Below are 12976 nucleotides of genomic sequence, written 5' to 3'. Positions count from 1 at the left end.
CACAGCCGGTGCACCTTCAAAAGCAGGCGTCATGCCCTGTTAGTACAAGTTGCTCAACCGCCAAGGTGAAGACAAATGGACAACCGGAATAGCCTGCTTGCGACCTCGTTACTCGGATCGGTATTGCTGTTCAGCGGCCCGCTGGCGGCGGAAACCATCCGCATCGGAATCGGCCATCAGAGCATGGTCACCAACACCGTCTCCGGCGGCATCGTGCTGGAGAAGCTCGACCTGTTGAACAAGCACCTGCCGCACACGGGCAAGTATGCGGACGCCGACTACCGGATCGAGTTTCGCGACTACGATTCCGGCCCGCCGATCACCAACCAGATGCTTGCCGGCAAGCTCGACTTCGGCGTCATGGGCGACTACCCGCTGATCGTCAATGGCGCCAAGTTCCAGGCCACCGGCAAGCAGCAGACGCGCTTCATCGCGGTGACCGGCTACAACCTCAAGGGCACCGGCAACGGCATCGTGGTGCCCAAGGACTCACCCGTGCAGTCGCTCGCCGACCTCGCCGGCAAGAGCCTTTCCACCCCGGTCGGCAGTGCGGCCTGGGGCATGACGCTGAAGGTGCTGCGCGACGCCGGACTGTCCGACAAGGTGACGTTGGTCAACCAGAGCCCACCGGTGGGCGCGGCGAACATTGCCGCCGGCAAGATCGACGCGCATGCCGACTTCTGCCCCTGGTCCGAGATCATGGAGTTCCGCGGCACCGCACGGAAGATCTACGACGGCAGCGAGGCCGGCATCCCCACCTTCCACGGCATCGTGGTGCGCGACGACTTCGCCCGGCAGTACCCCGAGGTGGTCGAGGGCGTGCTCAAGGCCACCCTGGCCGCGCAGCAATGGATCAGTGACGACCCGCGGCGCGCCGCGGAAAAGGTCGCCGAGTGGACCGGCGTGGAGAAGGAAGTGCTGTACCTGTATTTCAGCCAGGGCGGCATTTCGACCATGGAGGCGAGCATCAAGCCGCAGTGGGTCGAGGCGATGAAATACGACCACGCCCTGCTGCAGCAGGAAATGCAGATTCCCGATCTGGATTTCGCCGCCTGGATCGACGACCGCTACCTGAAGAAGGCCTACGCCGACCTGGGCCTGGACTACGCCGCGGCCGTCACCAGCGTGGTCAGCCCGACGCCACGCGCCGCCGGGCGCAAACCGGCGGAAATCTGGTTCGCCGAGCAGGGCATCGTCGCCTACGACAGCACCGCCGCCATGCTCGCCGCCGAAGCCGACGCCGAGGCATCGGGCAAAGCCATCAACGCCACCTACGTCTACGACAACCTCACGGGCCTGAAGCTGTTCGGCAAGACGGCCTACCTGGTCAAGGACGCCAGCGGCGAGGTGCTGGCCTTCATGAAGAAAAGCGACTCGGAGCAGCACATCGCCCAGCACGGCGGCAGCACCCTGCTGACCGGCGCCCCCGTGGCGATGCTGGACTGAGCCCCTGTGCGGCCCGTGCCACGGGCCGCGCCTCAAGCCGAGGAGTGACCGCATGAGCGTCAAACCGACCCCCCTGTTCGATAGCGAACCGGCAACGCCAGAAGCCGACCGGCCGCTGCTGACCGCTGCGCCGGCGCCCCAGCCAGCGCCGGTTGCCGCCACCTCCGCCCCGCGCCGCCTGCCGCCGATGGCCGGGCGTTACCTGGTGCGCGTGCTGGCGCTGCTGGGAGCCTTGCTGATCTGGCATCTGGCGACCGCCACGGGCTTCAACCTGTTCATCAATTTCGAGAACGTGCCGGCACCGCTGCTGGTGGGCCAGACGCTGATCCAGCAGCTGGGCAGCAGCGAGTTCTACCTGCACATCGTCCACAGCCTGGAACGCATCGCGCTGGCCTATGCCTACGCCGTAGTGCTCGGCGTCCTGTGCGGCGTGCTGATCGGCCGTTCGCGCTGGGCCGAAGACATCCTGCTGCCCTACATCGAGCTGTTCCGGCCGATTCCGGCGGTGGCCTGGATTCCGCTGGCGATCCTGATGCTACCGACCGAGCAGTCGAGCATCGTCTTCATCACCTTTCTCGGCGCCTTCTTCCCCATCGTGCTGAACACCGTGCACGGCGTGGAGCAGACGCCGGACGTCCTGGTGCGTGCCGCCCGCAGCCTGGGCGCCAGCAACCGGGCGATCCTCTGGCACGTGGTGATCCCCGGCGCGATGCCGAGCATCGTCGCAGGCCTGGCGATCGGCATGGGCGTAGCCTGGTTCTCGCTGCTGGCCGGAGAAATCATCAGCGGCCAATACGGCATCGGCTACTTCACCTGGACCAGCTACACCCTGGTCAAGTACCCGGAAATCATCATCGGCATGCTCACCATTGGCGGGCTCGGCACGCTCTGCACGCTGCTCGTGCGTAAGGCCTGCGTGCCGCTGCTGCGCTGGCAGCAGCAGGGGGGCCGGTCATGAATGCGATCGTCTCCGACAACCGCCTCGCCGTGCTCGACCACAGCCGGCTGCGCGCCAAGGCCGCGGCCAAGGGCGACGGGCGCGGCCATGTCAGCGTGCGTGCGCTGTCCATCGAATTCGACCACGCCGGCGGCAAGCGCGCCGCGGTGCAACAGGCCAGCCTGGAGATTCGCCCCGGCGAGTTCGTCTGCCTGCTCGGCCCCTCGGGCTGCGGCAAGTCGACCCTGATGAACGCCATCGCCGGCTTCGTCAAACCCACCCGCGGCGAGCTGACCGTCGACGGTCAGCCCATCGCCGGACCCGGCCCGGACCGCGGCATGGTGTTCCAGCAGCACTCGCTGTTCCCCTGGAAGACGGTGCGCGAGAACGTCGCCTTCGGCCCGCTGATGGCCGGCGCTTCACGTAACGAAGCCACCGGCGTGGCGCGCACCTTCCTTTCGCTGGTGGGGCTCGCCGCCTTCGAGGACGCCTATCCCGGCACGCTGTCCGGCGGCATGCAGCAGCGTGTCGGCATCGCCCGCGCGCTGGCCAATTATCCCAGCGTGCTGCTGATGGACGAGCCGTTCGGCGCACTGGACGCGCAGACCCGGATCATGATGCAGGAGAACCTGCTGGAGATCTGGCGCGAGTTCAAGAACACCGTGGTGTTCGTCACCCACGACATCGACGAGGCGGTGTTCCTCTCCGACCGCATCGTGGTGATGAGCGCCAGCCCCGGACGGATCATCGCCGACATCCGCGTCGAGCTGACGCGACCGCGCGAGCAGAGCCTGCTCACCGACCCTGCCTTCATCGACTACAAGCGCCAGTGCCTGGACCTGATCCGCCAGGAAACCCTGCGCGCCTTCCAACAGCAGAACGGAGGCTGAGCCATGCAGATTCGTCCCTTGCCTGCGCCCACGCTCGACATGACCTGTCATGACAGGCTGGAGCCACGCCCATGAGCCGCCTCGAACCGCTCGCCCCAGGTCAGTCGCCACTGCCGCTGTACGTGCAGATCCGCGACACCCTCAGACGCAAGATCCTCGAAGGCGACTATGCCGTGCATGAACGGCTGCCCTCGGAAAACGAGCTGATGACCGCCTTCGGCGTCAGCCGCATCACCATCCGCCAAGCGCTGCGCGACCTGCACAACGAGGGGTTGGTGTTCAGCGCCCAGGGCAAGGGCACCTACGTCAGCAAGCCCAAGGCAGTGCAGAACGTGCAGCGCCTGCAGGGCTTCGGCGAGGCCATGGCCGCCCAGGGCTACGAAGCGACCGCACGGCTGCTGTCGATTCAGGAGCGCAAGCCGCCCAAGCCGGCAGCCGCCGCGCTGAACCTCGCGCCCGGTGCGGACGTGGTCGAGGTCAAGCGCGTGCGCTTTCTCAACCGCGCCCCGGTATGCCTGGAGCACAGCTACTTCCCGCTGGACATCGGCCAGCGGCTGTTCGGCCTGGACCTGTCCGGCGACATCTTCCCGCTGCTGGAGAACCGCTTCGGCATCGGCCTCGGCCATGCCGCCATCGGCCTCGACGCCACCCTGGCCGACGACGAACACCAGCCCTACCTCGGCCTCAAGGCCGGTGAACCCATCCTGCGCGTCGAGCGGCTGACCCATGACCGCAGCGGTCGGCCGATCGATTTCGAATACCTGTGCTACCGCGGCGACGCCTTCAAGTACCAGTTCCGGGTCGACCGGAAATAGAGGAGACCACCATGACCACGATTCACGACATTCCCGTCATCGAAACCGACGTACTAGTGATCGGCGGTGGCACCGCCGGGCCGATGGCCGCCGTCACCGTCAAGGAGCAGGACCCGACGCTCAAGGTGCTGCTGCTGGAGAAGGCCAACGTCAAGCGCTCCGGGGCGATCTCCATGGGCATGGACGGCCTGAACAACGCGGTCGTGCCCGGCCACGCCACGCCCGAGCAGTACGTCAAGGAAATCACCATCGCCAACGACGGCATCGTTCACCAGCCGGCGCTGATGGCCTACGCCACGCGCTCGTTCTCGATGATCGAGCAGCTCGACGCCTGGGGCGTGCATTTCCAGAAGGACGAGACCGGCGACTACGACATGAAGAAGGTCCACCACCTCGGCACCTACGTGCTGCCGATGCCGGAGGGCCACAACGTCAAGAAGATCCTCTACCGCCGCCTGCGCCGGGTGCGCGTGGACATCGAGAACCGCTTCATCGCCACCCGCCTGCTGAAGGACTCGGACGGCAACATCGCCGGCATGATCGGGGTGAACACCCGCACCGCCGAGCCGATCATCATCCGCGCCAAGGCGGTGATCATGGCGACCGGTGCCGCCGGGCGCATCGGCCTGCCGAACTCGGGTTATCTGTTCGGCACCTACGAGAACCCGGCCAACTGTGGCGACGGCCACGCCATGGCCTACCACGCCGGTGCGGACCTGGCCAACCTCGAGTGCTTCCAGGTCAACCCGCTGCTCAAGGACTACAACGGCCCGGCCTGTGCCTATGTCACCGGCCCGCTCGGCGGCTTCACCGCCAACGCCTACGGCGAGCGCTTCATCGAGTGCGACTACTGGTCCGGGCAGATGATGCTGGAGTTCTTCAAGGAGCTCGAATCCGGCACCGGCCCGGTGTTCCTCAAGCTCGACCACCTGGCCGAGGAAACGATTCAAGAGATCGAGACCGTCCTGCACACCAACGAGCGGCCCTCGCGTGGGCGCTTTCACGAAGGCCGGCATATCGACTACCGCCAGCGCATGGTGGAAATGCACATCTCCGAGATCGGTTTCTGCTCGGGCCACTCGGCTTCGGGCGTGTGGACCGACGAGACCGGCGCGACCACCGTGCCCGGGCTGTTCTGCGCCGGCGACATGGCTTCGGTGCCGCACAACTACATGCTCGGCGCCTTCGTCTACGGGCAGATCTGCGGCGAGAGCGCAGCGGCCTTCGTCAAGGACCGCGCCGAACCCCAGCTGGACGAAGCCTTCATCGCTGCCGAACTCGCCCGCATCCAGGCACCGCTGAACGTCACCGACGGCATCCCGCCGGAACAGATGGAATACAAGGTCCGCCGCCTGGTGAACGACTACCTGCAGCCGCCGAAGGTGACCAAGAAGATGGAGATCGGCCTGGAACGCATCCTCGCCGTGCGCGAGGACGTCCCACGGCTGGCCGCCGCCGACCCGCACGAACTGCTCCGTGCGCTGGAAGTGCAGTCGATCATCGACTGTGCCGAGATGGCCGCCCGCGCCTCGCTGTACCGCACCGAGTCGCGCTGGGGGCTGTACCACTACCGCGTCGACCACCCCGAGCAGAACAGCGCCGAGTGGTTCTGCCACACCCGCCTGTTCAAGGACGCCAACGGCCAGATGGCCCACGGCAAGCGACCCATCGCCGACTACATCGTGCCGCTCGGCGAAGAGAAGGACGCCTACAACCGCCTGCGCGTGAAGAAGGCCGCCAATGCCTGACCGTGGGGGCGAACTCGTTCGCCCAACACCTGATGCCATGGGCGAATGAATTCGCCCCTACAGGCCGGCAGCGAGCCGACCGTACCGAGGAGATCAACCATGCCCGTCGCCACCCACCGTTCCGCCGTCCCGGTCATCGTGGACGAAGAAAAATGCATCGCCGAAAAGGGCTGCCGTGTCTGCATCGACGTCTGCCCGCTGGACGTCCTGTGGATCAACCCGGACACCGGCAAGGCGCACATGAAGTACGACGAATGCTGGTACTGCATGCCCTGCGAGGCGGACTGCCCGACCGATGCGGTGAAAGTTAACATTCCCTATCTGCTGCGCTGAGGGCCGACCGATGAAAACCTACGACGACCCACTGCTGCAGGACATCGCCACCAATCTGGCCTCGAGCGACCCCGGCATCCGCCGCGTGGCGGTGCTCGAGCTGGTCGACAGCGGCGAACCGGAAGCCGCCGAGCTGCTGATCCTGGCGCTGAACGACCCGGACCCGTCGGTGCGCCAGGAAGCAGCCAAGGTGGTCGACGAGTTCGACGCCGCCGACATCGCCGACGCCCTGATCGCCGCCCTGCAGGACAGCGACGAGGTGGTGCGCAACGCCGCCGCCCATGCGCTGGCGGACCTGAAGGACCCCGCCGCCGCGCTGCCGTTGCTCGAAGCCTTGGCCGGCAGCGACGATCCCTTCGTCGTCGCCGGCATCCTCCGGGCGCTCAAGCCGCTGCGCCATCCGCAGGCGCAGGTGCCGGCCCTGGCGCGGATGCAGCACGCCGACCCGGGCGTGCGCCGCGAAGCGGTGGCGGTGATCGGCTGGCTCAAGCAGCCAGCGAATCTGCCGGCGCTGATCGAGCGGGCGCAGCACGACGACGATGCCGACGTCCGCCGCGCCGCCACCGGCGCGCTGGTCTATGCCGCGCCCGAACAGGTCGGCCCGGCACTGATCGGCATCCTGCGCGACCCACACTGGCAGGTGCGCGTCGAAGCCGCGGTGAGCATCGGCAAGCTCGACTACCAGGCCGCGCTGCAGCCCCTGGTCGAGGCCACGCACGACGGTTTCTGGCAGGTCCGGGAAAAGGCCGTCGATGCGCTCGGCAAGCTCGGTGCGGTGGGTGCGATCCCTGCCCTCGGCGTCTGCGCCCGCGACCCGATGAGCAACCTGCGCAAGGCCGCCATCGGCGCGCTGGGCGCCATCGCACACAACGATGGCCGCCCCTTCGTCGAACTGGCCATGGACGACCCCGACCCGGACGTGCGCAAGCTGGCGCGCTGGGCCATGTCCAAGCTCGACGCCGCGGCCTGATGGACCCACGCCGCAACGCCGCAGCCCGGGCCGCACACCGACTGCCCCTCTCCCCGCCGCGGAGAGGGCTGGGGTGAGGGACCGAATATCCGCAGGGCGGGCTCAACCCGCCCCTACAACGCAGCACCGCAGCCGGGCCACGCACCGACTGCCCCCTCTCCCCGCCGCGGAGAGGGCTGGGGTGAGGGACCGAATATCCACAGGGCGGGCTCAACCCGCCCCTACAACGCAACGCCGCAGCCCGGGCCACGCACCGACTGCCCCTCTCCCCACCGGGGAGAGGGCTGGGGTGAGGGACCGAATATCCGCAGGGCGGGCTCAACCCGCCCCTACAACGCAACGCCGCAGCCGGGCCGCGCACCGACTGCCCCCTCTCCCCGCCGCGGAGAGGGCTGGGGTGAGGGACCGAATATCCGCAGGGCGGGCTCACCCGCCCCTACAACGCACCGCCGCAGCCCGGGCCGCGCACCGACTGCCCCCTCTCCCCGCCGGGGAGAGGGCTGGGGTGAGGGGCCGCTACCACAAGGAGCCAACGTCATGACCTACGTCGTTACCGAGAATTGCATCCGCTGCAAATACACCGACTGCGTCGAAGTCTGCCCGGCCGACTGTTTTCACGAAGGCCCCAACTTCCTCGTCATAAACCCCGAGACCTGCATCGACTGCAGCCTCTGCGCGCCGGAGTGCCCGGCCGATGCGATCTTCGCCGACAACACCTTGCCCGAAGGCCAACAGCACTTTCTCGAACTCAACGCCGAGCTGGCCGAAGTCTGGCCGGTGATCACCCAAAGCGCCTCGCCGCTGGCCGAGGCCGAAACCTGGGTCGACCAGGGCGGCAAGCTGGCGTTTCTGGAGCGCTGAAGCATGCCCCAACTTGTCATGACGAGTGGACTGCGCCACGCCGTGCTGGCGCTGGTCACGGTCAGTGCCGCCACGCTCGGCAGCGCCCGCCCGGTGGACACGCCGGAGCGCTTCGTGCGCAGCCCGGAAGCGCCGGCGCTGGTCGTCAGCGGCGGCCCGGCGCCGGTGCCGCCCGGCCTCGTCACGCTGTTGTTCCGCTAGAGGGCCGCCGGCCCGGAGGTTTACATGAACGCCTTTGCCGCAACCGACTCCGACGTTATCGCCCAGCACGCCACGCCCCAACGGCTGATCGACCCACCCCTCGAGATCCGCCTGCGCAAGGCGCAGCGCATGCTGGAACTGACCTGGCCGGATGGCGTACAGAGCCGCATCAGCTGCCTGACGCTGCGGCGGGCCTGCGCCTGCTCCAATTGCCAGCGCATCCAGCAGACCGGCGCACTGACGCTGATCGACGCCGAGGTCGGCGTGAACCGCCTGGAGCTGTCCGGCATCAGCGGTCTGCAGCTGTATTTCAGCGACGGTCATTTCCGCGGCCTGTACCCCTGGGCCTACCTGCGTGACCTCGGCGCCCTCAGCGCCCCCGGCGACTCGAGAGGCGATCCGGCATGAATGCCCGGCTTGAAGCGCTCGCCCCGCCCGTCGCGCTGTGCCGCAAGCACTACCCAGGCCTGGCCCTGTGTGCAGTGCTGGCACTGGCCGGCAGCTTTCTTGCCGATCACTACGGCGCGCCCGCGCTGCTGATGGTGTTGCTGCTCGGCCTGGGTTTCGCCAGCCAGGGCAGCGAGGCACGCATGCAACCGGGCGTGGCGTTGTGCAGCCGGCAACTGCTGCGCATCGGCGTGGCGCTGCTAGGCGCGCGCATCGGCGTCGCACAGCTGGAAGCGGTCGGTGCGCGACCTTTATTGCTGGTGCTCGTCACGGTGCCGCTGGTGCTCGGCCTGGCGCTTCTACTCGGCCGGCTGCTGCGGCTGCCGACCCTGCACAGCCTGGTGGCGGGCGCGGCGGTGGCGATCTGCGGCGTGTCGGCGGCGATTGCCGTGGCGGCGGTGATCCCGGCCGGGCGCCTGGAAGAGCGTCGGCTGCTCGCCGTGGTGGTCGGCGTGACGGCCCTCGGTACGCTGTCGATGCTGCTCTACCCGCCGCTGACCGGCCTGCTCGGGCTGGATGCGCTCGACAGCGGCCTGCTGCTCGGCGCCAGCATCCATGACGTCGCCCAGGCGGCCGGTGCCGGGTACCTCGTATCGGATACCGCCGGCGACGTCGCGACCCTGACCAAGCTGCTGCGCGTCGCCCTGCTCGCGCCGCTGGTGCTGGTGCTCAGCCTGCTGCTGCGTCGGCAGGAGCCGGGCAGCCCGGACTTTCCGCTGTTCCTGCTCGGCTTTCTCGGTCTGTTCACGCTGAACAGCCTCGGCTGGCTGCCGGCCGCGCTGCGCGAGGCGCTGGTCGCCGGCTCGCAGGCCTGCCTGCTGCTGACCATGGCCGCGCTCGGCATGCGCACCCGTGTCGGCGACCTGTTTGCCCAGGGCTGGCAGCCCTTCGCCCACCTGGCCCTGCTCAGCGCCGCGCTGCTGCTGACGACGAGCCTGCTGCTGACCCTGTTCTGATCGACTCAATCCACGAAAGAGGAAGGCCCCATGTCTGCACTCGGCACCGAAAGCGTTCTATCCGTGCATCACTGGAACGACACCCTGTTCAGCTTTCGCACCACCCGCGACCCGGCGTTGCGCTTCGAGAACGGCCACTTCGTGATGATCGGCCTGGAAGTCGACAGCAAACCACTGATGCGCGCCTACAGCATCGTCAGCGCCAACCACGACGAGCACCTGGAATTTCTCAGCATCAAGGTGCCAGACGGCCCGCTGACCTCGCGCCTGCAGCACCTGAAGATCGGCGACTCGCTCATCGTCAGCCGCAAGCCGGTCGGCACCCTGGTGATGCATGACCTCAGGCCCGGCAAGCACCTCTACCTGCTCGGCACCGGCACGGGGTTGGCGCCCTTCATGAGCATCGTTCGCGATCCGGAAGCCTACGAGCGTTTCGACAAGATCGTGCTGGTGCATGGGGTACGCGAGGTCAGCGAGCTGGCCTATCACGACTACCTCACCCAGGAACTGCCAGCGCACGAATTCCTTGGCGAAGCGGTGCGGGCCAAACTGCTCTATTACCCGACGGTGACCCGCGAGGCGTTCCGCCACACCGGCCGTATCAACACGCTGATCGAGACCGGCAAGCTGACCGACGATCTCGGCCTGCCGCGGCTGAACCCCGAGACCGACCGCGTGATGCTCTGTGGCAGCCCGGCGATGCTCGACACCCTCACCGGCCAACTCGACGCCCTCGGCTTTCAGGCCTCACCCAGCCAGGGCGTGCCGGGCGATTACGTCATAGAACGCGCTTTCGTTGAGAAGTAAGCGCATCTGGAAAAAGCGAGCCGGCTAGCGCCGCATCGACGTGCTCACTAGCCGGCTCGCCCTCTGGACATGACGCCAGCCCCTCGTTCGCAATGCGCTTTCGCACGCCGCTGTCTCAACAGGTGGCTTCCGCCACTCCAGTCACCTCCGTTCGCCTGTCCGCCTGCTTGCCGAGCTGCCAGCCGAGATAGCCCCAGAGCAGCGCGCAGATCGCGCCGGCCACGGCAACCAGGCCGGCGCCCTGCCCGAACATGTCCAGTGCCGTCTTCGCCCAGCCGCTGACGGCATCGCCGGCGCGATAGACGACCGTGTCGATGACATTCTTCGCCTTGTACTTGCTTTCCGCATCCAGCGGCGCGAAGAGCATTTCGCGGCCGGGTCGGACGAAGGCGTACTCGCCGATGCGGCGCACGATCATCAGCGCCGCGAGCACGGCGAAACTGGGCATCAGCGCGAGGCCGACAAAGCCGACGCAGACCAGCAACGGCACGATGGCCAGCAGTACACGCACACCCAGCCTTTGCGCCAGCCGTCCGGTGATGAACAGTTGTGACAGCAGCGCGCCGGCCTGGACGACCACGTCGATGGTGCCGAACACGCGAACCTGGACGGCTCGGTCGGGGAACAACTCGGCCACCAGGCGCGCCTGTTCGAAGTAGAGAAAGGTCGTCACGGTGGCCAGCAGCACCACGAAGCCGGCGATGCCGAGCAGATAAGGCGACTGCAGCACCCGCGTCATTCCGCTGAACGGGTTGCCCGGCACCGGCTTGCGCGTGCTCTCCGCCGGGACCGCGCCGGGGCGCCCCGCTCCGCCGATCTCGCGCCAGCGCATCAGCGAGAACTTGAGCGCCAGCGCCGCACCCAGCAACAAGGCGGCGAGCAGCATCAGACCCGACTCGCCCAGGCCGGCGATCAGCAACGCACTGAGCGCCGGCCCGACCAGCCCGCCAACGCTCGCCCCGGCGGCGATAAAGGCGAACAGCCGCTTGGCCTGAGCACTGTCGAACACGTCCGCCATCAGGCTCCAGGCGACGGACACGACGAACAGGTTGTAGACCGAAATCCACACGTAGAACACCCGCGCCAGCCAGGGGTTTTCGCCCTGCAGCAGAAACAGCGCGGAAAAGCCCAGCAGGTTCAGGCAGAAGAAGCCGTACACCCAGTCGACGAAATGCAGACGCGGTACACGGGAGCTGAGCCAGGCGAACAACGGCACGGCCGCCAGCATGACGAAGAAGGTCGCGGTGAACAGCCATTGCAGGTTTTCCACCCCCGCCGCGATGCCCATCGCCTCGCGGATCGGGCGCAGCATGAAATAGCCGGCGAACAGGCAGAAGAACAGCAGGAAGCCGCTCAGCGCCGGGCGCAGCTCGTGTTCCTCGGCATTGACGGTGGAGCTCAGGCGATGCACAACGGATGGCGTGCTCATGGGCGCGCTCCTGAAAAAGCAAGAGAGATAACGGGGCGCGAGCGCAAGGCGGCCCACGCCCGAGGGTTCAGGGGTAGCGCACGCCGGTCAAACGCTCCGACAGCTGCCACAGCTTCGCCGTATCCGCCTGGTTCGCGGCAGCGTCGGGAACCCTGGCAAAACCCAGCGGGCCACGTTTCTCCTCCTCGCCGGTCGGCCCGTAATAGGCGCCGCCGACCGCTTGCGGCGCAGTCGCGGCATACAGGGTCGGCAGTGCGCCCTGGGCGGCGGAGTGGTATTCGTCGCGGTCCTTGGCCCAGTTGGCGGCGAACTCGCTATTCAGCCCCGGCCCGCGCTCGACCAGTTCGGTGACCGCGACGCCGGGATGCGCGGCGATGCTGCGAATGCCCCAGCCGCCGGCATCGCTATGGCGCTGCAACTCCATCGCCCACATCAGCACCGCCAGCTTGGATTGCGCGTAGGTGGCGTAGGCGTTGTAGTCCTGCTCGGCCTGCAGGTCCGCGAAGTTCAGGCGACCTCGACCCGCCGCAATGCTGGACAGGCTGACCACCCGGGCATCGTCGCTTTCCAGCAGCAGCGGCATCAGCAACGCGGTCAGAGCGAACGGCCCGAGGTAGTTGGTCGCCAGCTGCAGCTCATGGCCGTCAGCGGAAGTGCCCCGCTCAGGAGGCGCCATGATTGCCGCGTTGTTGATCAGCACGTCCAGGCGCGGCAAGCGTTCCTGAAGGCGCTCAGCGAGGCCGCGCACCGAGGCCAGGTTGGCCAGATCCACTGCCTCGAACTGCACGCGGGCATCCGGCACCTGTTCGCGTATCCGCTCGATCGTCTCCTGCCCGCGCTCGGCATTGCGCGCAGCGATGATCACCTCCGCGCCAGCGCGCGACAGCGCAAGTGCATCCTCGTAACCCATACCGCTGGTGCCGCCGGTGACCAGCACGATGCGGCCGGTCTGAGCCGGCATGTCGGCCAGGCTCCAATCGGGTTTTGGCGATGGCCGGTTGGCGGCTTCGACGGCCAGTGACCCAGCCAGCACCACCCCGGCGATCAGCGTTCTGGCCAGCTTCATCAATGGCCGGGCATGGCCGCCCGGCTCGGTTGCGTTTCTCTGCGCCATGATCGTTTCCTCGTCGTCGTGA

Annotated in this window: 14 protein-coding genes; 12 read left to right on the top strand and 2 right to left on the bottom strand. The window is 67.5% G+C overall.

Annotation, left to right across the window (positions count from 1 at the left end; genetic code table 11):
* Positions 1 to 75 precede the first annotated feature (75 nt).
* The 12 genes from P5704_020980 (at position 76) to P5704_020925 (ending at position 10411) form a co-directional block, all read left to right on the top strand.
* Positions 76 to 1446 carry an ABC transporter substrate-binding protein gene (locus tag P5704_020980; protein ID WOF78455.1) on the top strand — a complete coding sequence of 457 codons (1371 nt, stop codon included), beginning with the start codon at positions 76 to 78 and terminating at the stop codon, positions 1444 to 1446.
* Positions 1447 to 1498: 52 nt separating this feature from the next.
* A complete protein-coding gene (locus P5704_020975; protein ID WOF78454.1) occupies positions 1499 to 2404 on the top strand; it encodes an ABC transporter permease in 906 nt (301 codons plus the stop codon).
* A complete protein-coding gene (locus tag P5704_020970) occupies positions 2401 to 3273 on the top strand; it encodes an ABC transporter ATP-binding protein (GenBank protein ID WOF78453.1) in 873 nt (290 codons plus the stop codon). The genes P5704_020975 and P5704_020970 overlap by 4 nt, the downstream gene beginning before the upstream one ends.
* 71 nt (positions 3274 to 3344) lie before the next feature.
* Entirely contained in the window at positions 3345 to 4088 is a 744-nt protein-coding gene (locus tag P5704_020965) for a GntR family transcriptional regulator (protein ID WOF78452.1), read from the top strand.
* A gap of 11 nt (positions 4089 to 4099) precedes the next feature.
* Positions 4100 to 5836: a fumarate reductase/succinate dehydrogenase flavoprotein subunit gene (locus P5704_020960; protein ID WOF78451.1), complete on the top strand. Its 1737-nt coding sequence runs from the start codon at positions 4100 to 4102 to the stop codon at positions 5834 to 5836.
* A 99-nt stretch (positions 5837 to 5935) separates the two neighbouring features.
* Positions 5936 to 6169 carry a ferredoxin family protein gene (locus P5704_020955; GenBank protein ID WOF78450.1) on the top strand — a complete coding sequence of 78 codons (234 nt, stop codon included), beginning with the start codon at positions 5936 to 5938 and terminating at the stop codon, positions 6167 to 6169.
* A gap of 10 nt (positions 6170 to 6179) precedes the next feature.
* The gene (locus P5704_020950) at positions 6180 to 7139 is read left to right on the top strand and encodes a HEAT repeat domain-containing protein (GenBank protein ID WOF78449.1); all 960 of its coding nucleotides are present in this window, start codon (positions 6180 to 6182) and stop codon (positions 7137 to 7139) included.
* Between the two features lie 537 nt (positions 7140 to 7676).
* On the top strand, positions 7677 to 8000 hold the full coding sequence (locus tag P5704_020945; protein WOF78448.1) for a ferredoxin family protein: 324 nt from the start codon (positions 7677 to 7679) through the stop codon (positions 7998 to 8000).
* A gap of 3 nt (positions 8001 to 8003) precedes the next feature.
* Positions 8004 to 8201: a hypothetical protein gene (locus P5704_020940; GenBank protein WOF78447.1), complete on the top strand. Its 198-nt coding sequence runs from the start codon at positions 8004 to 8006 to the stop codon at positions 8199 to 8201.
* Positions 8202 to 8225: 24 nt separating this feature from the next.
* Positions 8226 to 8609 carry a DUF971 domain-containing protein gene (locus P5704_020935; protein ID WOF78446.1) on the top strand — a complete coding sequence of 128 codons (384 nt, stop codon included), beginning with the start codon at positions 8226 to 8228 and terminating at the stop codon, positions 8607 to 8609.
* Entirely contained in the window at positions 8606 to 9604 is a 999-nt protein-coding gene (locus P5704_020930; GenBank protein WOF78445.1) for a putative sulfate exporter family transporter, read from the top strand. Before P5704_020935 ends, P5704_020930 begins: the two co-directional genes overlap by 4 nt.
* 30 nt (positions 9605 to 9634) lie before the next feature.
* Positions 9635 to 10411, top strand: a complete 777-nt coding sequence (locus tag P5704_020925; GenBank protein ID WOF78444.1) for a ferredoxin--NADP reductase — start codon at positions 9635 to 9637, stop codon at positions 10409 to 10411.
* A gap of 115 nt (positions 10412 to 10526) precedes the next feature.
* Here P5704_020925 and P5704_020920 read toward each other — a convergent pair whose 3' ends face one another.
* A complete protein-coding gene (locus P5704_020920) occupies positions 10527 to 11840 on the bottom strand; it encodes an MFS transporter (GenBank protein WOF78443.1) in 1314 nt (437 codons plus the stop codon).
* Positions 11841 to 11907: 67 nt separating this feature from the next.
* Positions 11908 to 12954: an SDR family oxidoreductase gene (locus P5704_020915; protein ID WOF78442.1), complete on the bottom strand. Its 1047-nt coding sequence runs from the start codon at positions 12952 to 12954 to the stop codon at positions 11908 to 11910.
* Positions 12955 to 12976: the final 22 nt, after the last annotated feature.

Source organism: Pseudomonas sp. FeN3W (genome assembly GCA_030263805.2).
Taxonomy (GTDB): Bacteria; Pseudomonadota; Gammaproteobacteria; order Pseudomonadales; family Pseudomonadaceae; genus Stutzerimonas; species Stutzerimonas stutzeri_G.
This window is presented reverse-complemented; position numbering and strand designations above follow the sequence as displayed.

Coding starts and splice junctions, on each gene's coding strand:
- P5704_020920 (WOF78443.1), bottom strand. CDS start 11,840: ATGAGCACGCCATCCGTTGTGCATCGCCTGAGCTCCACCGTCAATGCC.
- P5704_020925 (WOF78444.1), top strand. CDS start 9,635: ATGTCTGCACTCGGCACCGAAAGCGTTCTATCCGTGCATCACTGGAAC.
- P5704_020950 (WOF78449.1), top strand. CDS start 6,180: ATGAAAACCTACGACGACCCACTGCTGCAGGACATCGCCACCAATCTG.
- P5704_020935 (WOF78446.1), top strand. CDS start 8,226: ATGAACGCCTTTGCCGCAACCGACTCCGACGTTATCGCCCAGCACGCC.
- P5704_020915 (WOF78442.1), bottom strand. CDS start 12,954: ATGGCGCAGAGAAACGCAACCGAGCCGGGCGGCCATGCCCGGCCATTG.
- P5704_020980 (WOF78455.1), top strand. CDS start 76: ATGGACAACCGGAATAGCCTGCTTGCGACCTCGTTACTCGGATCGGTA.
- P5704_020955 (WOF78450.1), top strand. CDS start 5,936: ATGCCCGTCGCCACCCACCGTTCCGCCGTCCCGGTCATCGTGGACGAA.
- P5704_020975 (WOF78454.1), top strand. CDS start 1,499: ATGAGCGTCAAACCGACCCCCCTGTTCGATAGCGAACCGGCAACGCCA.
- P5704_020945 (WOF78448.1), top strand. CDS start 7,677: ATGACCTACGTCGTTACCGAGAATTGCATCCGCTGCAAATACACCGAC.
- P5704_020970 (WOF78453.1), top strand. CDS start 2,401: ATGAATGCGATCGTCTCCGACAACCGCCTCGCCGTGCTCGACCACAGC.
- P5704_020960 (WOF78451.1), top strand. CDS start 4,100: ATGACCACGATTCACGACATTCCCGTCATCGAAACCGACGTACTAGTG.
- P5704_020965 (WOF78452.1), top strand. CDS start 3,345: ATGAGCCGCCTCGAACCGCTCGCCCCAGGTCAGTCGCCACTGCCGCTG.
- P5704_020930 (WOF78445.1), top strand. CDS start 8,606: ATGAATGCCCGGCTTGAAGCGCTCGCCCCGCCCGTCGCGCTGTGCCGC.
- P5704_020940 (WOF78447.1), top strand. CDS start 8,004: ATGCCCCAACTTGTCATGACGAGTGGACTGCGCCACGCCGTGCTGGCG.